Source organism: Deinococcus aetherius (assembly GCF_025997855.1).
In the GTDB taxonomy this organism is placed as follows: domain Bacteria; phylum Deinococcota; class Deinococci; order Deinococcales; family Deinococcaceae; genus Deinococcus; species Deinococcus aetherius.
Window position 1 is genome coordinate 1,869,376 of the sequence record NZ_AP026560.1, and the last position, 23,361, is coordinate 1,892,736.

General features: G+C 66.6%; 18 protein-coding genes and 1 CRISPR repeat array. All 18 genes read right to left on the bottom strand.

All coding sequences use genetic code 11. The features are described 5' to 3' along the window. Positions 1 to 35: 35 nt before the first annotated feature. Positions 36 to 1,484 carry an NADH-quinone oxidoreductase subunit N gene (locus DAETH_RS09370; RefSeq protein ID WP_264774635.1) on the bottom strand — a complete coding sequence of 483 codons (1,449 nt, stop codon included), beginning with the start codon at positions 1,482 to 1,484 and terminating at the stop codon, positions 36 to 38. Then, entirely contained in the window at positions 1,485 to 2,909 is a 1,425-nt protein-coding gene (locus DAETH_RS09375) for an NADH-quinone oxidoreductase subunit M (RefSeq protein ID WP_264774636.1), read from the bottom strand. 217 nt (positions 2,910 to 3,126) lie between these two features. Beyond that, positions 3,127 to 5,043 carry an NADH-quinone oxidoreductase subunit L gene (gene nuoL, locus DAETH_RS09380; protein WP_264774637.1) on the bottom strand — a complete coding sequence of 639 codons (1,917 nt, stop codon included), beginning with the start codon at positions 5,041 to 5,043 and terminating at the stop codon, positions 3,127 to 3,129. Positions 5,044 to 5,052: 9 nt separating this feature from the next. After that, positions 5,053 to 5,355, bottom strand: a complete 303-nt coding sequence (gene nuoK, locus DAETH_RS09385; RefSeq protein ID WP_264774638.1) for an NADH-quinone oxidoreductase subunit NuoK — start codon at positions 5,353 to 5,355, stop codon at positions 5,053 to 5,055. Beyond that, the gene (locus DAETH_RS09390) at positions 5,355 to 5,963 is read right to left on the bottom strand and encodes an NADH-quinone oxidoreductase subunit J family protein (RefSeq protein WP_264774639.1); all 609 of its coding nucleotides are present in this window, start codon (positions 5,961 to 5,963) and stop codon (positions 5,355 to 5,357) included. Before DAETH_RS09390 ends, nuoK begins: the two co-directional genes overlap by 1 nt. 70 nt (positions 5,964 to 6,033) lie before the next feature. Next, a complete protein-coding gene (gene nuoI, locus DAETH_RS09395; protein WP_264774640.1) occupies positions 6,034 to 6,573 on the bottom strand; it encodes an NADH-quinone oxidoreductase subunit NuoI in 540 nt (179 codons plus the stop codon). Between the two features lie 36 nt (positions 6,574 to 6,609). Further along, positions 6,610 to 7,779, bottom strand: a complete 1,170-nt coding sequence (nuoH, locus tag DAETH_RS09400; protein ID WP_264774641.1) for an NADH-quinone oxidoreductase subunit NuoH — start codon at positions 7,777 to 7,779, stop codon at positions 6,610 to 6,612. Then, positions 7,779 to 9,953, bottom strand: a complete 2,175-nt coding sequence (gene nuoG, locus DAETH_RS09405) for an NADH-quinone oxidoreductase subunit NuoG (RefSeq protein WP_264774642.1) — start codon at positions 9,951 to 9,953, stop codon at positions 7,779 to 7,781. The genes nuoH and nuoG overlap by 1 nt, the downstream gene beginning before the upstream one ends. 43 nt (positions 9,954 to 9,996) lie before the next feature. Further along, a complete protein-coding gene (gene nuoF, locus DAETH_RS09410; protein WP_264774643.1) occupies positions 9,997 to 11,334 on the bottom strand; it encodes an NADH-quinone oxidoreductase subunit NuoF in 1,338 nt (445 codons plus the stop codon). Continuing rightward, positions 11,331 to 11,942 (bottom strand): NADH-quinone oxidoreductase subunit NuoE, encoded by a 612-nt coding sequence (gene nuoE, locus DAETH_RS09415; RefSeq protein ID WP_264774644.1) that lies wholly within the window; start codon positions 11,940 to 11,942, stop codon positions 11,331 to 11,333. Before nuoE ends, nuoF begins: the two co-directional genes overlap by 4 nt. A gap of 2 nt (positions 11,943 to 11,944) precedes the next feature. Further along, positions 11,945 to 12,376 carry a hypothetical protein gene (locus DAETH_RS09420; protein WP_264774645.1) on the bottom strand — a complete coding sequence of 144 codons (432 nt, stop codon included), beginning with the start codon at positions 12,374 to 12,376 and terminating at the stop codon, positions 11,945 to 11,947. Between the two features lie 94 nt (positions 12,377 to 12,470). Beyond that, positions 12,471 to 13,703, bottom strand: coding sequence for an NADH dehydrogenase (quinone) subunit D (gene nuoD, locus DAETH_RS09425; RefSeq protein ID WP_264777420.1), 1,233 nt, complete (start codon positions 13,701 to 13,703; stop codon positions 12,471 to 12,473). Between the two features lie 47 nt (positions 13,704 to 13,750). Then, a complete protein-coding gene (locus DAETH_RS09430; RefSeq protein ID WP_264777421.1) occupies positions 13,751 to 14,395 on the bottom strand; it encodes an NADH-quinone oxidoreductase subunit C in 645 nt (214 codons plus the stop codon). Continuing rightward, positions 14,392 to 14,928, bottom strand: coding sequence for a NuoB/complex I 20 kDa subunit family protein (locus DAETH_RS09435; RefSeq protein ID WP_264774646.1), 537 nt, complete (start codon positions 14,926 to 14,928; stop codon positions 14,392 to 14,394). Before DAETH_RS09435 ends, DAETH_RS09430 begins: the two co-directional genes overlap by 4 nt. Positions 14,929 to 15,043: 115 nt before the next feature. Then, complete coding sequence (locus DAETH_RS09440) at positions 15,044 to 15,379, bottom strand: NADH-quinone oxidoreductase subunit A (RefSeq protein WP_264777422.1); 336 nt, start codon at positions 15,377 to 15,379, stop codon at positions 15,044 to 15,046. Positions 15,380 to 15,731: 352 nt separating this feature from the next. After that, positions 15,732 to 19,928: direct repeats of the CRISPR family, unit length 37 nt; unit sequence GTTGCAGCCTGCCTTCGGGTGGGCTGAGGATTGAAAC. A 55-nt stretch (positions 19,929 to 19,983) separates the two neighbouring features. Further along, positions 19,984 to 21,150 carry a sensor histidine kinase gene (locus DAETH_RS09445; RefSeq protein WP_264774647.1) on the bottom strand — a complete coding sequence of 389 codons (1,167 nt, stop codon included), beginning with the start codon at positions 21,148 to 21,150 and terminating at the stop codon, positions 19,984 to 19,986. A gap of 142 nt (positions 21,151 to 21,292) precedes the next feature. Further along, the gene (locus tag DAETH_RS09450) at positions 21,293 to 22,159 is read right to left on the bottom strand and encodes a carbohydrate ABC transporter permease (protein ID WP_264774648.1); all 867 of its coding nucleotides are present in this window, start codon (positions 22,157 to 22,159) and stop codon (positions 21,293 to 21,295) included. Then, positions 22,156 to 23,280 carry a carbohydrate ABC transporter permease gene (locus DAETH_RS09455; protein WP_264774649.1) on the bottom strand — a complete coding sequence of 375 codons (1,125 nt, stop codon included), beginning with the start codon at positions 23,278 to 23,280 and terminating at the stop codon, positions 22,156 to 22,158. Before DAETH_RS09455 ends, DAETH_RS09450 begins: the two co-directional genes overlap by 4 nt. Between the last annotated feature and the right edge of the window lie 81 nt (positions 23,281 to 23,361).

Consider the following 23,361-nt stretch of genomic DNA (forward strand, 5'->3'; position numbering starts at 1 on the left):
CGCTGACGGCTGACCGCTGAGGGCTGACGGCTCCCCTACCTCCCCGCCAGAGCCCCCCATACGCCCGGATTCGCCACCCACCCGTACCACAGGTTGGGCAGGATGCCGAGCACGGTCACACCCACGACGCCGAGCGCGACGGTGAGGGTGGTCGGCGTGCGCTCGCCGTGCGGGTACTCGCGGGCCGGAGTGCGGTCGGGCATGAACATCAGCATCGCGGGGCGCAGGTAGTACACCAGGGCGGCGACGCTGGCGAGGGCCGCGAGGACCGAGAGCCACACGTACCCGTTCTGGAAGGCCGCCTGGAAGACGAGGTACTTGCCGAAGAAGCCCGCGAAAGGGGGCAGCCCCGCCAGCGAGGCCAGACACACGGCGAGGGCGACCGCGTACGCCGGGTGGCGGTAGTACAGCCCGCGCAGGTCGTTGATCGTCATGCCCTCCTCGCTCCGTTGCAGCGCGGCCACGACGGCGAGGGCGGCGGCGGTCATCAGGGTGTAGATCAGGAGGTAGTAGCCGAGCGCGGCGCCCCCCACCTCCGGCGTGCCGAGCAGCCCCAGGGCCAGGAAGCCCGTGTGCGCGACCGCCGAGTACGCGAGCATCCGCTTGAAGTTGGGCTGGAAGAGCGCGGCGGCGTTCCCGACGACCAGGGTGACGGCAATCAGGACTTGCAGGGTGGACGCCCAGCCCGGCGCGGCGGCGAGGGCCCCGCTGAAGACGCGCAGCATCCCCGCGAAGGCCGCGACCTTGACCACCGTGCTGAGGAAGAGACTCACGCTCGTGGGGGCGCCTGTGTACACGTCGGGCGTCCACTGGTGGAACGGCGCGAGCGCGACCTTGAACCCGAAGCCCGCGAGCAGCAGCAGCGCCCCGCCGACGAGGATGCCGACGTTGCCCGGCGTCAGGGTCGCCGTCTGCGCCGCGATGGCCGCGTAATTCAGGCTGCCCGCCCCGCCGTACACGAGGGCGATCCCGTAGATCAGGATGGCGCTCCCCACCGCGCCCAGCAGGAAGTACTTCAGGCCCGACTCCTCCGCCCGGCGCGAGTCTTGCAGGGTGGCGAGGACATAGCTGCTCAGGCTCATGATCTCCAGCCCGATCAGCATGGTGATCAGGTCGCCGGAGAAGGCGATGATCAGGGTGCCCGTCACCGAGTACATCAGCATCGCGTCGAACTCGGGGAAGCTCACCCGGGCGCGGTAGGCCGTGTCCAGGCTCACGAGCAGGGTCATCGCGCTGCCGATCAGGATCGTCAGGCCCAGCAGCAGGGCGGCGTTGTCGGCCTGGAGAGAGCCGCCGAAGGCCCTCGCCCCGCTGTTCCACAGGGTCACCATGCTCACGCCGCTGAGGACCAGCATGACGAGGTTGATGATCGTCAGCGCCCGGCGCGGCAGGGAAAAGCCCAGCACCGTGCTCGCCAGCGCCCCCGCGAGCACGATCAATATGGGCAGCATCGGCGCGAGGGCCACCTCAGGAACTTGCAGCATCTACTGGCCCCCCAGGGTGGCGAGCACCCCGCGCACGGCGGGTTGAATGAGGTTGAGCGCGGGCGCTGAATACACCCCGAAGAAGATCGCCACCGCGAGCGGCAACCCCAGCACCAGCCACTCGGTCCCGCGCACGTCCCACACCCGCACCGAGCCGAGCGGGCGCCCCTGCCAGAAGGTCGTCTGGAAGGCCGTCAGCGCGTACGTGGCGGCGGCGATGGCCGAGAGCGTCGCCACGGCGGTGATCCACGGCTGCACCTGATAGGCTCCCAGGAGCACGCTGAATTCCCCGATGAACCCCGCCAGCCCCGGCACCGCGATGGAGGCGAACCACAGCGCCATCGAGAGCCCGCCCAGCGCCCCCGCCTGCGTCATCACGCCGCCGACGCGGGTGTGCAGGCTCCCGATCCGCTCCTGGAGCATTCCCACCGACAGAAACAGCGCCCCGGTGTACACGTTCTGAAAGGCGAGCAGGTACATCGCCCCGATGGTGGCCGTCTCGTTCAGGCTGAACACGCCGAGCCCCACGAAGCCCATGTGCGAGAGGCCCGCGTAGGCGAGCAGCCGCTTCCAGTCGGTCTGCCGGAAGGCGATCCACGCCGCGTACAGGGCGGTGAAGGCGGCGAGCCCCATCAGGACCGGGCGCAAGGCTTCGGAGGCGTCCGGGAACAAGGTCACTCCGAAGCGGAAAATGCCGTACCCGCCCACCTTGTACAGCGTCCCCATCACGTCCGGCACGCCGCTGTCGTGGTTCTGCTCGTGGAAGTCCGGGAGCCAGGCGTGCATCGGCCACAGGGGCAGCTTCACCGCCATCGCCGCCAGGAAGCCCAGGTAGAGCCACGTCTGCGCCGTTCCCGTCACCGGGTTTCGTACGAGGTCCGCCAGCGCGAAAGTCGGGCTCCCGCCGTAATACTTCACCCCGATGATCGAGAGGAGCATCAGCAGGCTGCCGAAGAGTGTGTACGCCGCGAACTTCACGAGCGCCCGCATCCGGTTCGGCTTGCCGTAGATCGCCAGCATCAGCAGGGCGGGGAGCAGCGCATCCTCGAAGAAGACGTAGAACAGCACGAGGTCGCGGGCCGCGAAGATGCCGATCAGCCCCGTCTCCATCGCCAGCACCAGGGAGAGCATCGTGCCCGGGTTGCTCACCCGCCGCGCCGCGTACAGCACCGCCACCAGAGACATGAAGGCCGTGACCAGCGCGAGCGCCAGGCTCACCCCGTCGAGCGCCACCGAGTACGTGATCCCGAGCGCCGGGACCCACCCCACGCTGAACAATTCCGAGCCGCCCCCCCGCCAGATCAGCAGTCCAATACCGAGCGTGAGCGCCGCGAAAAAGCCTGCGACCTCCTCCCGCCAGCGCGGCGGCACGGCGAACAGCAGGAGGCTGCCCAGCAGGGGCAGAAAAATCATCAGGTGGATCATTGGAAGCCTCGCAAGGGGTGAAGGGCGGGCTTAAGGCTCCCTCCCCCCTTGTGGGGGAGGGGTGGGGAGGGGGGGCCACCCAGGAAGCTCAACGGGCTATTCGTACCAGCGTTCCTCCACTGGCGCTGCCCGGCCGCTTGCGTTTCCCCCCTCTCCTGCGGAGCTTTACAAGTCCCAACCTCCCCCACAGGGAGGGAGGAGCAAAAATACAAGTTCCTCACGCCCCGCCCCCAATCGTCCTCAGCGCCCAGTACCCCAGGATCAGCGCGGTCCCGAGCAGCATGGAGACGGCGTAAGCGCGCACGAAACCGCTCTGCCAGCGGGTAAAGAGGCCGCCCGGCGCGGCGCTGTTGCGGGCGATCCCACCGAACGTCACGTCCACCCCCCGGTCCACCACGTCCAGCCCCTCCGCGATGGCCCGGCCAGGGGCGTTAAACAGGCCGTCGTACACCCGGTCGAGGTACAGGGCGTTGGCGCTGACCTGCCCGAGCGGCCCGTTGGCGAGGCTGCGGCGGCGGTGTTCGGCGAGCGCCCACAGCAGGCCGCCCACCCCGGCGGCGACGGCCAGGATGGTCAGGAGCCACTCGGTCGAGGCGGGGATCTCGTGCACCTCGACGGGAATCGCCCGGCCCAGATAGTCGTCGAAGGCGTGCCCGCCGCCCAGGAAGGTCGGGATGTTCAGGAACCCGGCGAGCGTGGCGAAGGCGGCGAGAATACCCAGCGGCACCTTCATCAGCCCGTCGGCCTCGTGCGGGTGCGCGACGTGGCCCCGGTACGAGCCGCGCCACACCAGGAAGTACCAGCGGCCCATGTAGAAGGCCGTCAGCAGCGCCACGCCCAGGCCAATCACGTACAGCCCCGGGCTGGCCTCGAAGGCGGCGGCCAGAATGGCGTCCTTGGAGAAAAAGCCGCTCCAGATCGGGATACCCGCGATGGCGAGCACGCCGACGAGCGACATGACGTGCGTGAAGGGCATGAAGCGGTGCAGCCCGCCCATCGCCCTCACGTCCTGCTCCTCGTGCAGCGCGTGAATGACTGCGCCCGCCGAGAGGAACAGCAGCGCCTTGAAGAAAGCGTGGGTCAGCAGGTGGAACACCCCCGCCGAGTAGGCGTGCAGGCCGACCGCCAGGAACATGTAGCCGAGCTGCGAGACGGTGGAGTACGCGAGGATTTTCTTGATGTCGTGCTGGTTGAGGGCCGAGAGCGCCCCGTACAGGGCCGTGAGTCCCCCGACCCAGGCCACCCACGTCGAGGCGACGGGCGCGAGGTCGTACAGGAAGTGGCTGCGCGCGATCAGGTACACGCCCGCCGTGACCATCGTGGCCGCGTGAATGAGCGCCGAGACCGGCGTGGGGCCCGCCATCGCGTCCGGCAGCCAGGTCGTGAGCGGGAGCTGGCCGCTCTTGCCCACCGCGCCGACGAGCAGGAGCAGGCAGGCGAGTTCGATGCCGGACACCGCCACCCGCACGCTCTCCGACCTCTCGGCCAGTTCGGGGATGACGAGGGTGCCGTAGAGCTTATAGATCAGGAACATCCCCAGCATGAACCCCACGTCGCCGATGCGGTTCATGATGAACGCCTTGCGGGCGGCGTTGGAGTTGGCGAGCCCTTCGCGGTCGCTGGCCTCGCGCAGCTCACGGCCTTCCGCCTCCGAGTCGCGGCCCGAGTACCAGAAGCCGATCAGAAGGTACGAGGCCATCCCCACGCCCTCCCAGCCCACGAACATCAGGGGGTAGGAATCGGCGAGGACGAGGATCAGCATCATCGCCACGAAGAAATTCAGGAACGCGAAAAAGCGCGTGAACTGGCGGTCGTGGCCCATGTAGCTGATCGAGTAGACGTGGATCAGGAAGCCGACCCCGGTGATGATCAGGGCCATCACGGCGGAGAGCTGGTCGAACCAGAAGCCGACCGACAGGTTCGCGTTCAGCGCCATGTTCGGCAGCCAGGTCCACAGCACCTCGCGGGTGGGCTCGTCTCCCTGACCCAGATACCGCAAGGCGGCCACGACGAAACTCGCCAGCACCGCGCCCGAGGCGAGCCACCCCGCCGCCTTGCCGGGGAAGAGGCGGGGCAACAGAATCAGCAGCGCAAAACCCAGCAGGGGAAACAGCGGCAGCAGATACAGGGGCACGCTTCCGACTCAGCCTTTCAGACCGGCGAGCGCGTCCACGTTGGTGGTTTCGCGCTTGCGGAAGATGGCGACGATGATGGCGAGCCCGATGGCGACCTCGGCGGCGGCGAGCGTCATCACGATGAACACCGCCGTCTGCCCGGTCAGGTCCCCCCACGACCGGGCGAAGGCCACCAGGGCGAGGTTCGCCGCGTTCAGCATCAGCTCGACGCTCAGGAAGATCATGATCGCCGTGCGGCGGGTCAGCACCCCGATCATGCCGATGGCGAAGAGCAGCCCGGAGAGGGCGACGTAATACCCGGTCGGGGCCATCAGACCCTCCCCCTCTCCGACGACAGGACGACCGGCTCCCTCGCCTCGACCAGGGGCTCGGTCGGGCCGGGCAACACCACGCGCTCCTTGTCCGGCACCCCGTCCGGCTGCGGCACGGGCCGCTGTACGAGGGCCACGGCGCCCACAATCGCCACGAGGAGCAGGATGCTGACCGCCTCGAAGGGCAGCAGGAAACGGGTGAGCAGCACCTCGCCGACCGGCCCGGCCCCGCCGCCGCGCAGTGCCTGGGCGCCCTCCGCCAGAGGCCGGGGATCACGGTAGGTAAAGGCGAGCACCGCCAGGGCCCCCGCCAGGATCACGCCGCCGATCCCCGCGAGTTCCCGCACGAACGGCACCGGGTCACGCCCTGTGATGGGCTGGTTCGCGTTGAGCAGCATGATCACGAACAGGAACAGCACCATGACCGCGCCCGCGTACACGATCACCTGCGTCGCCGCCAGGAAGGACGCATTCAGGCTGGCAAAGAGCCCCGCCACACAGAGCAGGGTGCCCACCAGCCCCAGCGAGGCGTGAACCGCGTTCCTCGCCGCCACGGTGATGATGGCGCCGACGAGGGCCAGGGCGCCGAGAAGCATGAAGGCGATCATGGATGGCCTCGCGTGTGGCCCGTGGCCTGTGGTTTGTGGAAGAAAGCGAAGTTCCTCAGAAATCTCGGCCTCATCGCGGGTACTCCACCCCCTCCAGTTCCGGACGGGCGCCCTGCGGCACCTGGAAGCCCAGGCGAACCGGCCTGCCCGTGCGCGCCGCCTCCCGCCTCTGCGGCAGTGAGCCGTCCACGCCCACGAGCATGTCCTCCTTGCCGTACACGAGGTCGCGGTAGCGGTAATCCGCCATCTCGAATTCGTTGCCCAGAACCACCGCGCCCGTCGGACACGCTTCCTCGCACATCCCGCAGAAGATGCAGCGCAGCATGTTGATCTCGTAGACCTTGGCGTACCGCTCCCCGGGGCTGGTGGGGTCGAGAGGGTCGTTCTCAGCGGCCTCCACATAGATCGCGTAGGCGGGGCAGGCGGCGGCGCAGAGAGAACAGCCGATGCACTTCTCCAATCCTGTGCCCGGGTGCCGCGTCAGGACGTGCCGCCCGCGAAAGCGGGGCTGGAGGGTCGCGCGCTGCTCGGGGTAACTGACCGTCACCGGCTTCTGAAAGAGCTTCCCGAGCGTGACGCCCATGCCCTTGGCGATTTCAAGAACGCCCATATGTAGTTCCTTTCTGAGGGTGTGGGAGAACCTGCATCAGTCGCCCCCGATGGGTCGGGTGTTGGGGAGAGCGTCGCCCTCGCGCCGGACCGTCGGCGTGTTCCACAGCACCCGCACCCGGTCGCTCATCACCAGCAGCAACACCAGCCCGGCGAGGCTGAGCAGGCCGAGGAGCCACAGGCCCGTGCCGCGTGCGAAAGCCAGGTACGCCGCCGTCATTACCGTGTTGGCGAGGGCGAGGGGCAGGAGCAGCTTCCAACCGAAGCGCATCAGTTGGTCGTAGCGCAAGCGGGGCAGCGTGGCGCGCACCCAGATGAAGAGGAAGAGGAAAAAGGCGATCTTGACGACGAGCCATAGAATCGGCCAGTCCGCGATGCCGGGGATAATGCCGTTCAGGAACCCCGGCCCCCGGTAACCCCCGAAGAAGAGAGTCGCCATGATCGCCGACGCCGTGATCATGTTGACGTACTCGGCCATCTGGAAAAGGGCCCACTTGATCGCGCTGTACTCGGTCAGATACCCCGCCACGATCTCCTGCTCGGCCTCCGGCAGGTCGAAGGGTGTGCGGTTCGTCTCCGCGAAGGAGCTGATCAGGAAGAGGGCGAAGGCGAGCGACTGGAAGAGGATCATCCACCCGTTCGCCGCCTGCCACCCCACGATGCCGAGGAAGGACGTACTTCCAACGAGCATCAGCAGGCCCAGGATGCTCAGGCCCATGCCGAGTTCGTAGGAGATCATCTGCGCGCTCGACCGCAGGCCGCCCAGGATCGGGTACTTGGAGCCCGACGCCCAGCCGCCCAGGAAGATGCCGTACACGCCCATGCTCGTGATCGCCAGCAGCGCGAGGATTCCGGCGTCGAGGTTGTAGACCCAGGGATTCGCCCCGAACAGGCTGCCCGGCGGGCCCCCGGGAATCCCCCCGAAGGCCGTCAGCGCCATGCCGATGGCGACGATGGGCGCGAGCGTGTACACCAGCTTGTCCGCCAGCGTGACGTTCACGTCCTCCTTGAAGATGCTCTTGATCGCGTCGGCGAGGGGCTGGAGCAAACCCATCGGCCCCACCCGGTTCGGCCCCAGGCGAATCTGCATCCGCGCGAGGAGACGCCGCTCCACGAGGGTCATGTACGCGAAGGTGGTCAGCAGGGCAAAGGCGAGGGCCAGACCTTTGACAAGCGTGATGAGCAGTTGAACGAGCCAGTCGGGCATCAGTCATCCCCTCCCGGCTGGGCGGCCATCGGGAGTTCGAGGCGCGGGTCGATGGTCAGGTGCCTCGGGTCAGAGCTGGGGTTAGGTTTGGGGACCATGCGCTCCGTCCACAGGTTCGGCGTGTGACGGAGGCTGGTGGGCGCCTCGTGACGCTGGCCGAGGGACTGGATGACGCCGCTCTCGGGCAGGTTCTCCACGTTCACGCCGAGGCGGTCACGCAGGAGGGCTTGAGCCGACTTCAAACCGCGCACCTTGGTACGGACACCCAGCGCCTCCGCTAATGCGGCGAGAGTGCGAGTCAGGTCGGCAGCCTCGCCCGCGTTCAGCGCCGACTGCCGCAGGGGGAGGAGGCGGCCTTCGAGGTTCACGGTCGTCCCGCGCTTCTCGTAGTTCGTGACGGCGGGGAGCACCACGTCGGCGAGCCGCGCCGTGTCGGTCAGGTGCGTGTCGTGGACGACCGTGAAGCCGCGCGCCCTCCGGCCCGGGTCAAGGCGGGAGATGAAGGCGGCGGGAGCGTCGGAGAGCCGCGCGTACCCGAGCCCGCCCATGCGGGGCACGAGCCCCAGGTGCGAGAGCCCCTTGCTGTTCGGCCCGGCGGGAATCGCCAGCACCTTCGCCCCCGTCCGCATGGCGAGGTCGCTGATCTGGGTGGCGAAGGCACCGGAGGGATTGTTGAGCACGTCCGCGCCGAGGATGACGACGGGCTGCTTGGCCTCGGTGAGGAGCTTCAACACCGCCCGCGCCTCGTCGGTCCTGGGGTTCAGAAGGGCGCCCAGCAGGTCTCCCCCACTTGCCCGCTCCACCGTCACCCGGATTCCTGCGTGCTTGGCGAGGCGCGAGTCCGGCCCGATCACGGCCAATTTCTCAGGCTTGCGGGTCGGGCGCTCCACCAGCCGCAAATCTGCAATGGCGGTGCCGTGCGGGAACTCGGGCGGGATGATGCCGCCGCGCAACGCCTCCAGCACGCGCAGTTCGAGTACCGGGGCTTCCTCACCCAGGTCGGCACCGAGCACCACGATGGCATCGGCGGTGCCCACGTCCGTCATCGTCGCGGCGGGGGCGTTCACGCTCACCGGGTAGCGGGGCCAGTGGTCCACGGATCGGGTGTCTATCAGCCCGGCAAAGGCTTCGAGCGACACGCCCTCTTCCAGCGTGCTGTCCGAGCCCAGGTACAGGCCGAGGTCGGCGGGGTTCGTGTAAGCCAACCCCTGACGCATGGCGGCGATGGCATCGTCCCAGGTCGCCTCGCGCAGTTCGCCGTTCACGCGGACGAGGGGCTGGGTCAGCCTCCCCTCCGACGCGAAGCCGTGCCCGAAGCGGCCCGCGTCACAGATCCACGCCTCGTTCACCTCGCGGTTCTCGCCCGCCACGATGCGCTCCAGCCGCCCGTTGCGCGCGTCCACGGTGATCGAGCAGCCCACCGGGCAGAGGGTGCAGGTCGTCGGGTTGTGGTCGTACTCCCAGTTACGGCCCCGGAAGCGGGCCACGTTGTCGAGGAGTGCGCCCACCGGGCAGATGTCGGTGATGTTGCCCTGGAAGCCGACCGGCAGCCCGCCCTCCTCCGTGTCGATGAAGGTGTGCCCGCCGCGCTCGATGAAGTCGAGGACTTCCTGGCCCGGCACCTCCTCGAAGTAGCGCACGCAGCGTTTGCAGTGGATGCACCGCTCCTGGTCGAGGATCACGAAGTCCGACAGCGGATAGTGCTTGTCCGCGTGGCGGCGGTCGAAGCCGAAGCGGCTGGCCCCGTAGCCGTACTCGAAGGCGCGGTCCTGCAATTCACAGGCACCGCCCTTGTCGCAGGTCGGGCAGTCGAGCGGGTGGTTGAGCAGGGTGAACTCCATCATTCCCGCCTGCGACTTCGCCACCACCTCGGAGGTGGCCGCCGTGCGGATGTGCATTCCCTCCGTGGCCTGCATCGTGCAGGCAGCCATCGGCTTGGGGAACCAGAAGATTTTGGGTTTGGCCGCGTCTCCCTCGCCCTCCATCACGAACGTCCCGTCCGGGTTCTTGCGAGGCGAGCCCGACTCGATCAGGCACATCCGGCACGCCCCCACGGGCGAGAGGTACGGCTGCGCGCAGAAATACGGCACGTCCCGCTCGGCGGCGAACACCGCGTCGATGGCGCTGGTGCCTGCTGGAAGGTCGAGTTCGTGGCCGTCTACAACGACTTTCATGCTTGCTCCTTGCTGCGGGTACGGAAATCTGCCCTCCGCCTCATCAGTCCTTCCACCTTCTGCGGGGCGCGTACATCGGCTGCCCGGTCTGCGCCAGCACGTCGTACTCCTCGCGGAAGAGCTTGATCGAACTCAGGACTGGACCCAGGCAGGCGTCGGCGAGGGCGCAGAAGCTCCGACCGCCGATGTTGTCGCTCATGTCGAGGATGAGTTGCACGTCGTTCGGCGTGCCGCGCCCGCGCACCTGCTTCTCGTACATGCGGACCATCCAGCCCGAGATGCCCTCGCGGCAGGGGGTGCATTTGCCGCAGGACTCGTGGGCGTAGAAGCGCACGAGGTTCCACGTGACGTTGACGATGCAGTCGGCCTTCGGGATTAGGGTCGCGCCGCCCGTGCCGAGCATGGACCCGGCGGCGGCCACGCTCTCGTAGTCCATCGGCGTGTCGAGCGTCTTGTCGTCCCACGGCAGCATCGGGCAGGAGGAGCCGCCGGGGATGATCGCCTTCATCTCCTCCAGGGGGCCGCCCGCCCAGTCGTAGATCAGCTCGCGGAAGGTGGTCCCCAGCGGCAACTCGTACACGCCGGGCCGGGCGACGGGGCCGCTGATCTGGAAGAGCTTCATGCCCTTGGACTTCTCGGTGCCCATGCCCGCGTGCCAGTCGGCGCCGTACTTGAGAATCTGGGTGGCCGCGCAGAAGGTCTCGACGTTGTTGATGGTCGTCGGCAGACCGTACAGCCCGGCGGCGGCGGGAAAGGGCGGCTTGAGGCGCGGGTTGGCGCGCAGGCCCTCCAGCGAGTTCATCAGGGCCGTCTCCTCGCCGCAGATGTACGCCCCGGCCCCCCGGTGCAGTTGCAGGTCGAAGTCGAAGCCGCTGCCCAGGACGTTCTTGCCGAGGAGTCCCGCTGCCCGTGCTTCCTCGATAGCGGCCAGAACGCGCTCGGCGGCGTGGACGTACTCGCCGCGAATGTAGATGTAGCCGATGGAAGCACGCATGGCGTACCCGGCGATCAGCATTCCCTCTACGAGCTGGTGCGGGTCCTCCGACAGCAGGTAGCGGTCCTTGAAGCTCCCCGGCTCGGACTCGTCCGCGTTGCAGATTATGTAGTGCGGCTTGCCGTCCTTGAGGGGCATGAAGGACCACTTGAGGCCGGTGGCGAAGCCTGCCCCGCCGCGCCCGCGCAGGCCGGACTTCTTCACCTCGTCGATCACGGCGTCGGGGCCCATGGCGAAGGCGCGTTTGACCGCCTCGTACCCCCCGTGCTGCCGGTAGTAGTCGAGCGTCCAGCTTCCCTGTTGCCCGACGTGCGCGTAGAGGGTGGGGGCAAAGCGGGGGTCCTTGCCGCTGGTGATGGGTTTGGGGGCGGGTTCGGCAATCGTCATGCTTCACCTCCTAGTGGGGCGAGGTCGTGGATGCTGGCCCCGACGCGCTCGCCCTTCGCCGTCATCTGCCGCCCGTCCTCCCGCACGGTGACGGGCACGGGGTTGTCGGGCGGGGGCGGCGTGTCGGCGCGCATCGCTTTAATGAGGCGGTCGCATTTGGAGCGGGTCACGTTCTCGTAGTAGCCCTCGTCGCCGATCTGCACGACGGGCGCGGTGCCGCAGCTTCCCAGGCACTCGACCTTCTGCACGCTAAAGCGCCCGTCACCTGTGACCTCGCCCGGCTGCACGTCCAGCGTGGAGACGAGGTGGTCCCACAGCTCGTCGCTTCCCGCCAGCGCGCACATCAGCGTCGAGCAGACCTGAAGGTGGTACTTGCCGGTCGGCACCGTGTGGTACGTCGAATAGAAGCTCATCACGCTCCGCACCTCGGTCGCCGTCGTGCCGCATAGCGCGGCAATCTCCGCCATGTGCGTCTCCGACACGTACCCGAAGGCGTTCTGCACCTCGCGCAGCAACGGCATCAGCGCCGAGCGTCGGCCCTGTGGGGAGGCCGGGTAGCGGCTGAAGATGTCGGCCACGAGGGATTGTTTGTCTGTGAAGTAGGACAAGCCTAGCCTCCAACCTTTTGAAGTAACCGGATGTACTTGGCCGCAACCATGGCGGGAGCCAGAACCAACGCGCAGATCAGCCCCGTGGTGCCGTCCACACCTGTTCCCCTTTGGAAGAGGTCAAACACGAGCAGGAAGATCACAGCAGCGGTCAGGATTATGCCCGTCACCAAACCCCAGCGCAGGGAAGCGGCCATTCGGGGCTTGAGCGATGCCTGCGTTCCCCGAGCAAACCGCAGCAGCACGGCGAGGAGCGAGAGGCAGGCGAATACGCCCAGCGTTCCGAGCAAGAACATCAGCGCACTCAGGCCCATGCCGTCGAACGACGCTTCTTTCAGCACCGCGAAGCTGCCGACCACGACCGCAATGGAATAAAGGAGAAGCACCACCCCGGGCACGCCCCCCAAGAAGAGATCAGGAAGCAGACCGCGCAAGCGTTTCTCCTGCCGGGGCTGAGTAGTCGCCACGGCCATCACGCTGCGCTCCGAAAGTCACTCACCACGCCTGAACCTGCGCCATTGAAGAGGCTCACCTGTCCACATCCCCCAGCACCGGGTCAATCGTCGCCAGGATGGTGATGAGGTCGGCGAACTGGCCGCCCACGCAGGCGTATTCGAGGGCCTGGAGGTTCACGAAGCTCGGCGCGCGAATCTTCACCCGGTAGGGCATCGAGCCGCCGTCCGAGACGATGTAGTAGCCGACCTCGCCGCGCGCGGACTCGGTGGGCACGTACACCTCGCCGACCGGGGGGTGGAAACCCTCGGTCACGAGCTTGAAGTGGTGGATGACCGCCTCCATGCTCGTCTCCAGCTCGTGCCGGGGCGGAAGGCTGATCTTGCGGTTAGGGTCCTTGACGGGGCCGGGGGTAAGGCGTTTCAGGGCCTGCCGCACGATCTTCGCGCTCTCGCGGAACTCCATCAGCCGCAGTTGGAAGCGGGCGAGGCTGTCCCCCGCCTGGCTGACGGGCACGTCGAAATCATAGGTCTCGTAGCCGCAGTAGGGGTTCGCCTTGCGGTGGTCGAGGGCCACGCCGCTTGCCCGCAGGTTCGGCCCGGTCAGCCCCAGGTCAATCGCCACGTCGCGCGGGATGACGCCCACGCCCTTCGCCCGGTCGAGGAAGATGGGGTTCTGGGCGAACAGCGTCTCGTACTCGTCCACGCCGCGCTCGAAGCCGTCGATGAATTTGGCGACCTGAGCGGGCCAGTCCTCGGGGATGTCGCGGCTCAGGCCGCCCACCCGGAAGTACCCCTGGTTCATGCGGTAGCCGGTCGCGGCCTCGAACAGATCGACCAGCGCCTCCTTCTCGCGGAAGGCGTAGAAGAAGGGCGTCAGCGCGCCGAGGTCGAGCAGCCCCGTCCCCACGAAGACGAGGTGCGAGTGGATGCGCCCCAGCTCGTGCAGGATCACGCGCACGGTGGTCGCCCGCTCGGGAACCTCGGCCTGGAGGAGCTTCTCGGCGCTCAGCACGTAGGCAAGTTCGTGGCCGAAGCAGTGGAGGTAGTCGGTGCGCGGCGCGTAGGTCACGCCCTGCTGGTAGGTGCGGTGCTCGAAGGTCTTCTCGAAGCCGGTGTGCAGGTAGCCCATGTGCGGCGTGACCTTGACCACGTACTCACCGTCCATGTCCACCACGAGGCGCAGCACCCCGTGCGTGGAGGGGTGCTGCGGCCCCACGTTCAGGCTCATGACCTGCGTGTGCAGCAGCGCGCCCGTCTGCCCTTCCAGCCGCTCCGCGCCCGTGGATTCCTGGTGCCCCTGCGTCATCTGGGTGCGGGGGAGGGTGCCGGAGTTCACGTCACGGTCCTTGATGGTCATTTCGGCCCTCCATCCGGCATGACGGGCGGCAGACGGTCCTCGCCCTGGCCGCGCCGCAGCTCGCCCCGGTACTTGCTGAGCCCCGCCTCACGCCCCGTCAGGCCCGCGCGGAAGGCGCCGGGATCGAGGAAGCGGCCTTCCCGGAACATCGTGGGTGTCTCACCGATGGGGAAGTCCTTGCGGAGAGGATGCCCTTCGAGGTCATCCGGCGTGAGCACCTTGCGCAGGTCGGGGTGGTCCACGAACTCCACGCCCATCAGGTCATAGACCTCGCGCTCCAGGTAGTTCGCGGCCTTCCAGACGGGGTAGAGGCTGTCCACGGGCTCCCCCTCGTCCACCCACACGCGCAGGAAGAGGCGGCGGTGGTCCTCCGGGTGGTAGACGTTGTGCAGCACGGCGAAGCGGGCGGGGCGGCGCTCGGGGTAGGCGCTGTAGTCGATGCCCACCGTATCCATCAACATGAAGCCGCGCTGCTTGAGGGCGTACGCCACTTCCCGCAGCCGCTCGTGGGGAACGACGGCAGTGGGTTCGGCGGCCTCGTCCTCGGTCAGCCCGAGTTCGGCGATGAGGGAGGTCACGTCACGGGTGTTGCTCTGAACTCCCCCGGTCGTGACGACGATGTGTGTCTCCTGGCTCGTCATCGCGTCCACGCCTCCACCATCGGGAGCTGGGTGCCGAGTTCGTCGAACGCCTCGCCGCGCACCTTCTTCTGAAGTTGCATGACGGCGTAGATCAGCGCCTCGGGGCGGGGCGGGCAGCCGGGCACGTAGATGTCCACGGGCACCACATGGTCCACGTTCTGCACGATGGCGTAGTTGTTGAACATGCCGCCCGAGGAGGCACAGGCGCCCATGCTGATCACCCACTTGGGATCGGGCATCTGGTCGTAGACCCGGCGCATGATCGGGGCCATCTTCTTGCTCAGCCGCCCGGCGACGATCATCACGTCCGCCTGCCGTGGGCTCGCGCGGAAGACCTCCGAGCCGAAGCGCGCGAGGTCGTTGCGCCCGTCCGTGCTGCTCATCATCTCGATGGCGCAGCACGCCAGGCCGAAGGTCGCGGGCCACAGGCTGTTGCTGCGCCCCCAGGCGACGAGCTTTTCCAGGCTCGAAAAGAGGACGCCCTCCGATTCGAGTTCCTGCCAATCGCGGTTGAAGAGTTCTTTCAGGGCCATGTTGACACCTCTGCTTTCCGGCTGTGCAACTCGGTCTGGAGTCGAGAGGTCAAGGAGTCGAGGGGCTTGACCGGACCCCCTCGACCTCCCGACCCCTCGACTTCTCGACATTCCCTCATGCCCACTCCAGCACCCCCTTCTTGAGGATGTAGTAGTACCCGACGAGCAGCAGGCCCACGAACGTGATCGCCTCGAAAAAAGCAAAGGGCACGAGCTTCTGGTAGGCTACTGCCAGCGGGAAGAAAAACGCCGTCTCGATATCGAAGATGATGAACAGCATGGCGACGAGGTAGAAATGCACCGGGAACCGTTGGCCGGTGCCTACGCCGCCGTGCTCCGGGTCGTTGCCGCTCTCGTAAGCCATGAGTTTGGTGCGGCTGGCCTTCTTCGGCCCCAGTATGGCGCTGACCACCACGGCCAGCACGCCGATCCCCAGGGCGATAAGCAGCATGATCACGAAATTCGCGTACTCGATGGGAGTCTCCCTTCTGCCCTGCTCCCTCCCGCACCCAGCTAGTGAAAAAACGCACGAGCTTTGTGAAAAAAAGAGAGGCTTGATGAACCTGAACGACGAACGGCTTGTGGTACGCCTTAAGTTTTAGCACGACGACGGGCCCCGTAAGGTGCGCGAACCTCCTGTGACGGCTGGACAACGGGGGGTTCGCGCGTCGGGGAATAGGGCGGCAGGACACCGAGAACGGCGCAGCCTGTCCCCTCAAGACTGGACCCAGGAACAGGTCACAGAGAGGTTCGCGCAAGGGGACGTGGAACTTGCGTGCCAGAACGAAAAAAGCGACACTACCGTTGCAGCCTGCCTTCGGGTGGGCTGAGGATTGAAACCGGTCGCCTCCGAACACTTCCAGCGCAACGGTCTGGTTGCAGCCTGCCTTCGGGTGGGCTGAGGATTGAAACTTCATCCACATCGGCAACGGCGTCCCGGACGCGCGTTGCAGCCTGCCTTCGGGTGGGCTGAGGATTGAAACCCCTTGCCTGAGATAAGACTACTCCCCTCACTCTAGTTGCAGCCTGCCTTCGGGTGGGCTGAGGATTGAAACCTGGTGCTGATGTGGGAGGCGGTGTGGCGATTGAGTTGCAGCCTGCCTTCGGGTGGGCTGAGGATTGAAACTGCTGAGGCATCGGCACGGCTCGCCCTTTGAACACGTTGCAGCCTGCCTTCGGGTGGGCTGAGGATTGAAACCGGGGCAACGTGGAAAAGGCCGAGGGGTACGACAGTTGCAGCCTGCCTTCGGGTGGGCTGAGGATTGAAACTGGACGAGCGCGCGTGGGAGGAGTTCTCACCCGGGTTGCAGCCTGCCTTCGGGTGGGCTGAGGATTGAAACAAGCAGGACCGGGTGAACATTCGCGGGTACGTCATGTTGCAGCCTGCCTTCGGGTGGGCTGAGGATTGAAACTGGCCCGAGGTGTACGGTCTGGGGCGCGCGCTCACGTTGCAGCCTGCCTTCGGGTGGGCTGAGGATTGAAACCCGCTCTCGTCCAGCTCGTCAAGGAAGGCCTTGGGTTGCAGCCTGCCTTCGGGTGGGCTGAGGATTGAAACTCGTGCAGCACCAACACGGCGAGCGGGTGGAGCTCGTGTTGCAGCCTGCCTTCGGGTGGGCTGAGGATTGAAACCTTGCCCCCGGTGAAGGGCTGCGGGTTGGTGATCGCGTTGCAGCCTGCCTTCGGGTGGGCTGAGGATTGAAACACCTCAGGCCACACCGGCCAGGTGGTGCATGTCGCGTTGCAGCCTGCCTTCGGGTGGGCTGAGGATTGAAACTGTTCGGCCAGGACAACCCGAACCTGCACGCCGAGGTTGCAGCCTGCCTTCGGGTGGGCTGAGGATTGAAACCCCAAGGCCGATCTCAAGCGCGTCCAGAGCGGGGAGGTTGCAGCCTGCCTTCGGGTGGGCTGAGGATTGAAACACTTGCCGCTTGTAGTCACCGACATCCTGATTGATGTTGCAGCCTGCCTTCGGGTGGGCTGAGGATTGAAACCTTGATGAGCACGACGGGGATGCTGTAGCCCTCCGTTGCAGCCTGCCTTCGGGTGGGCTGAGGATTGAAACCGCGCGTGACGAAAGTTGCTCCTCCACAGTTCGTAGTTGCAGCCTGCCTTCGGGTGGGCTGAGGATTGAAACATTCGCCGGGCCTCGCGCGCCGCCGCCCTGTAGTCGCGTTGCAGCCTGCCTTCGGGTGGGCTGAGGATTGAAACAACGTCCAGAGAGAGGCCCCGGCGTCGCTTCCGGGGTTGCAGCCTGCCTTCGGGTGGGCTGAGGATTGAAACTCGCCGCCGACCCCGGCCCCGTCGAGATCAAACTGTTGCAGCCTGCCTTCGGGTGGGCTGAGGATTGAAACGATCTGGAGCCCGGCGTGGAACTGGAGGTTTTCGCGTTGCAGCCTGCCTTCGGGTGGGCTGAGGATTGAAACCCGGCCCTCCGCTGACCCTCAATCCACCCCAGGAGGTTGCAGCCTGCCTTCGGGTGGGCTGAGGATTGAAACATGCGCGCGGGGTCCATGCTCAGCCCCTCCGGTTGGTTGCAGCCTGCCTTCGGGTGGGCTGAGGATTGAAACGGGCGGCCCGGCCTGCGGGGGGGTGAGGACGGTGTTGCAGCCTGCCTTCGGGTGGGCTGAGGATTGAAACGTCGGGCTAAGGACGGGGTGGAGATACCCGGTCAGGTTGCAGCCTGCCTTCGGGTGGGCTGAGGATTGAAACCCTCTTACATCACCGAGGTGGGCTGGCTGAAAGGTTGCAGCCTGCCTTCGGGTGGGCTGAGGATTGAAACTGTGTGGTGTTCTCCACGATCACGGAAGCCGCATGTTGCAGCCTGCCTTCGGGTGGGCTGAGGATTGAAACGACGCTTCCACCGCACCCACCACGCAGGAGAACCCGTTGCAGCCTGCCTTCGGGTGGGCTGAGGATTGAAACGTCGTGGACGGCGGAGAACTCCGCACGGTCATCATGTTGCAGCCTGCCTTCGGGTGGGCTGAGGATTGAAACTCAACACCGTCCTGCCCCGTGAACTCCAGAACACGGGTTGCAGCCTGCCTTCGGGTGGGCTGAGGATTGAAACAACCGCTGCAACAACCTCCGCGTGCAGGGCGGAGTGTTGCAGCCTGCCTTCGGGTGGGCTGAGGATTGAAACGTCCAGATGCCCGCCCGCGCCCCGTCGAGGTAGAGGCCCCGTTGCAGCCTGCCTTCGGGTGGGCTGAGGATTGAAACCGAGCAATCAGTACACCATCACGCGCGACGGCGGTTGCAGCCTGCCTTCGGGTGGGCTGAGGATTGAAACCTCCAGAAGAGGATGGCAATTACTGTCTTGCTCCCTGTTGCAGCCTGCCTTCGGGTGGGCTGAGGATTGAAACGCCGCGTTCACCCAGCCCACGGTGCCGTCGGGGCGTTGCAGCCTGCCTTCGGGTGGGCTGAGGATTGAAACCTGCTCGGTCCGGTAACGCTCGGCGATGACGCCCGTGGTTGCAGCCTGCCTTCGGGTGGGCTGAGGATTGAAACCTCTCCGTGGCGCCCAGCGAGCGCTCCTACTGGGGTTGCAGCCTGCCTTCGGGTGGGCTGAGGATTGAAACGTCAGCGGGTACGAGTGGAAGCAGGGCAGCGACAAGGTTGCAGCCTGCCTTCGGGTGGGCTGAGGATTGAAACCGTAACGCGACTCTCACCACGGCACAGCCCCAGGCGTTGCAGCCTGCCTTCGGGTGGGCTGAGGATTGAAACTGTTGCTCGGCGAGGCTCTTAGCGGCGGAGGTGGGTTGCAGCCTGCCTTCGGGTGGGCTGAGGATTGAAACCGGTCAATGGCCGACTTGAGGAAGCGCAGGAAGTTGCAGCCTGCCTTCGGGTGGGCTGAGGATTGAAACCGCCAGAACGCGGCGGGGGTGTGGGCCGAGGTCATGTTGCAGCCTGCCTTCGGGTGGGCTGAGGATTGAAACCGGTGTGAGCTCGTCTCCACCTGGCTCACGGAGGTTGCAGCCTGCCTTCGGGTGGGCTGAGGATTGAAACCGCCCGTGTGCATCGGGACCGGCGCGGGGGTCTGGTTGCAGCCTGCCTTCGGGTGGGCTGAGGATTGAAACTTGTAGACAAAAACGCGCGGGTCGGAGGCCTGGGTTGCAGCCTGCCTTCGGGTGGGCTGAGGATTGAAACTTCGCGGTGCGCTCCCCTCAGCCGATCCCCCAGGTTGCAGCCTGCCTTCGGGTGGGCTGAGGATTGAAACATGATCGGCTGAGCCTGAACGATGGCGTCGCCTTGTTGCAGCCTGCCTTCGGGTGGGCTGAGGATTGAAACCACGTGAAACGCGGGAGGCACTTGAGGAGATGGTTGCAGCCTGCCTTCGGGTGGGCTGAGGATTGAAACTGCTGTGGTCAGCGGACCCCCCGCAGGGGTAAAGGTGTTGCAGCCTGCCTTCGGGTGGGCTGAGGATTGAAACACCACGGGGCCGAGGGGCAGCCTGATCTGCGCGGTTGCAGCCTGCCTTCGGGTGGGCTGAGGATTGAAACACCCCGGAGGAGGGGCAATCACTCATCATCACGAGTTGCAGCCTGCCTTCGGGTGGGCTGAGGATTGAAACAACATCAACACCACCGTCCTGGAAGACCCCCGCGCGTTGCAGCCTGCCTTCGGGTGGGCTGAGGATTGAAACTCGCCGGACATGGCCGTCCGGGTGGCTGGGGCGTAGTTGCAGCCTGCCTTCGGGTGGGCTGAGGATTGAAACCTGCTCGACGCGCACCTCGCCGGTCCAGCGCCCGAGTTGCAGCCTGCCTTCGGGTGGGCTGAGGATTGAAACCCTGAGCAGCTCCTTGATCAGCCGATTGGGCCGGTGTTGCAGCCTGCCTTCGGGTGGGCTGAGGATTGAAACTTGTCTGGGGGCGAGGGGGCGGGATGGTCGGACTCGTTGCAGCCCGCCTTCGGGTGGGCTGAGGATTGAAACCCGGAGCCGCTGAGCACGCACTGGACTACGTTCCTGGTTGCAGCCCGCCTTCGGGTGGGCTGAGGATTGAAACTTCAAAGGCAGGCTCAGCTTGCCCGCGCCGCCCGGTGCCTTGGTAGGTTAACTCCTTAGCTCAGCAGTTCCACGAAGTCGTCATCCTCCGCGTCCTGGGCGGGGGGCAGGGTGAAGGTGAAGGTGGAGCCTTTGCCGCGCTCGGACTCGACCCAGATACTTCCGCCGTGCTCCTCGACCGCGAGCTTGCAAAAGGCCAGACCCATGCCGGTGTCGAAGCGGCCGTGCAGCGTCAGGCGCGACTGCTCGAAGGCGGCGAAGAGGTTGGGAAGGTCCTCGGCGGGAATCCCCTCGCCGTCGTCGCGGACGGAGATCAGCGTCTCGTCGCCGTCCTTACGGACGCTGATGTGAATGACGCCGCCCGTGCCCGTGTGCTTCAGGGCGTTGCTGAGCAGGTTCGCCAGCACCCGGCGCAGGATTTCGGGGTCGGCGCGGGCGGGGCTGAGGTTGGGGGCGACCTCGACCCGGACCTGGCGGTCGCGCAGGCCGGTGCCCACGTCGCCGCGAGATTGCTCGATGACCTCCTCGAACATCGGGCTGAACATCAGTTCCGGGCGCAGGTTCATCTTGCCTGCCTGGATCTTGCGCACGTCGAGCATGTTCACGGCGAGGTGCAGCAAGTGCTGGGTCTCGTCGTGGGCGATCTTCACGAGTTCGCGGCTGTCGTCGGGCACCCGGTCGTCTTCCTCGACGACCTCCAGCAGACCCATCACGGCGGCGATGGGATTTTTCAGGTCGTGGACGAGCATGTGCACGAGTTGGTCGCGCACCCGCTCCTCGTGCTCCCAGGTCTCGATGCGGCGCTGGAGACTTCCGAGGCGGCCCTCCAGGTCGCGGTGCTGGGCGGCGCGGGCGAGCAGGGTGCGAACCTGGAGGGCGAGCGCGTCGGGCGCCGTCGTGTCGCTGATCAGGGCGTCGGCCCCCGCCGCGAGCAGGGCACCCAGGCCGTGTGTGCCCACCGCGAGCCAGCGGGTGCCTGCCAGTTCGGCCCGCTGGCGCAGCAGCGGGAGCACCTCGGCGAGGGGCACGCCGGGCGTGTCGGCGTACAGGAGCACGACGGCGGGTGGACGGACGTGGGCCTCCCGCAGCAGCATCTCGGCGTCGGGGACCTCGACGATCTGGACCTGCCCCAGCGCGGTCGCGAGCCGGGCCGCCCGCGAGCGGTCGTGGGAAACGACGAAGACCACCTGGGAATGGGCGACCTGGGCATCGGGACTCGGCATGGCGTACCGGGGAGTCTACCCCGTCAGCTTCGGGGCGAACACCGGAAAATCCCCCTTCCCCGCAGGAGGATGAACCCGGCCCAAAGAAAGGCACGCCCCTTCCAGGCGGAGGAGGCGTGCCGACGGGAAAACGGCGGGTGGGTTACCCCTTCACGCTCCCAGCCAGCAGGCCGCGCACGAAGAAGCGCCCCAGCAGGATGTACACGAGCAGGGTGGGCAGGGCGGCCAGGATCGCTCCCGCCATCGGCAGGTTCCAGCTCACCGCCTGCCCGCCCGCGAGCTGCGAGAGGGCGTAGGTGACGGGCTGAGAACTCGTGTTCGTCAGCGTCGCCGCGAACAGGAACTCGTTCCAGACCTGGGTGAACTCCCAGATGATCACGACGACGAAGCCGGGCACGCTGAGGGGAAAGATGACCTGACGGTAGATGCTCCAGAAGCCCGCCCCGTCGATGGTGGCCGCCTCGACCAGCGCGTCAGGCACCTCGGCGTAGTAGTTGCGGAAGATCAGGGTGGTGATGGGCAGGCCGTACACGACGTGCGCGAGGATCAGGCCCCAGATCGACCCGTACAGGCCCAGCGACTTCACGAACTGGAAGAGGGGGATCAACACCGCCTGGTACGGGATGAACATGCCGAAGAGCATCAGCGCGAAGAGCGTGTTCGCGCCCCGGAACCGCCACTTCGACAGCGCGTAGCCGTTCAGGCTCCCCAGCAGCGCCGAGAGGATCGTGGCGACCACCGCGAGAAACAGGCTGTTGAGCATGTTCCCGCCGATCTTGCCCCAGGCGTCGGCGAAGCTGGCCCAGTTCAGCGCGCGGGGCCACTGCCAGGTCGTCGCGAGGTTGATGGCGTCGGGCGACTTGAGCGCCGTGGCGATCAGCAGGTAGATCGGCAGCAGGAAGAACAGCGCCGCGATCACCAACAGGACGTAGAGCCCAACCCGGCGCAGCCCCAACTTGCCGGAGGTGGGCGTGGGAGCCGCCTTCGTGGCGGGAACGGTGGTCGTCATGCGTGGCCCTCCTCACTTCGGAACGAACTGCTCAAATACGGCACGATCACGAACGCCACCAGAATAAGCAGAATCGTCCCGATGGCCGCACCCAGCGCGAACTGGTTCTGCCGGAAGGACGTGAGGTACATGTTCAGCGCGGGCACCGAGGTGTAGGTGTTGTCGGGCCCCGCCATCGCATACACCAGGTCGAAGATCTTGAGGCTGATGTGCCCCAGGATGATCATGGCGCTCAGCGTGATGGGGGCCAGCAGCGGGAAGATGACGTGACGGTACATGCCGAAGTCGCTCGCCCCGTCCACCTTGGCGGCCTCGCGCAGCTCCTCGGGAATGCCGCGCAGCCCGGCGAGGTAGAGCGCCATCGTGTACCCGCTCATCTGCCACACGGCGGCGATGATGATGCCGATGAGGGCGAGGTTGAAGCCGTGGAGTTCGGGGGCGGGGAGGAGCCTCACGTTCGGCCCGACGAGCAGCGCCCAGCCCAGGAGCAGCGCGGCGCAGACACCGGAGACGATGGCCCGGGTACGGTCCCCCGCGCGGGCGGCACGGACGGCGAGGAGAATGAGGACCAGTCCGACCACCGAGGCGGTGATGAGCGGCAGCGCGTTCCAGTCGAACTTCCAGATGCCCTCGGTGCTGCTCAGCCAACTGAAATTCCCGGCGGGCAGGCCGAGCGCCTGTGGGAACTGGTTCACGCCCCCCTGCGGCTGGAGCATCCAGCGCCAGATCGTGCCCGTCACGATAAAGCTCAGGCTCATCGGGAAGAGGAAGATCGTGCGCCACAGCCCTTCGCCCCGGGGATTGCGGTCCAGCACCAAGGCGAGCCCCAGCCCCAGCGCCAGGCAGCCCAGGATGAAGAACAGGGTGAAGAAGATGGTGCTGACGAGTTCCTGCCGGAAGCGGCCCTGCAGGAAGCCGGTGAACAGTTCCTGGTAGTTGGCGAACCCCACCCAGCGGATGATCGGGTTGACGGCGAGCGCCTGCGCGGGGTCATTGCCCCAGTCGGTCATGCTGACGTACACCGTGCGCGCGATGAAGCCGTACACGAACACCGCGAGCAGCACGACGCTCGGGAGCAGCACGGCGATGGACCACAGACGGTCGCGGGAGAGGCCTTTCACGTCGAACTTCACCTCGTTTTCGGGCCGTAGGAAGCGGTACGCGGTACGCGGTGAAAGCTCCCGCGCCCTGCGTACCGCGTA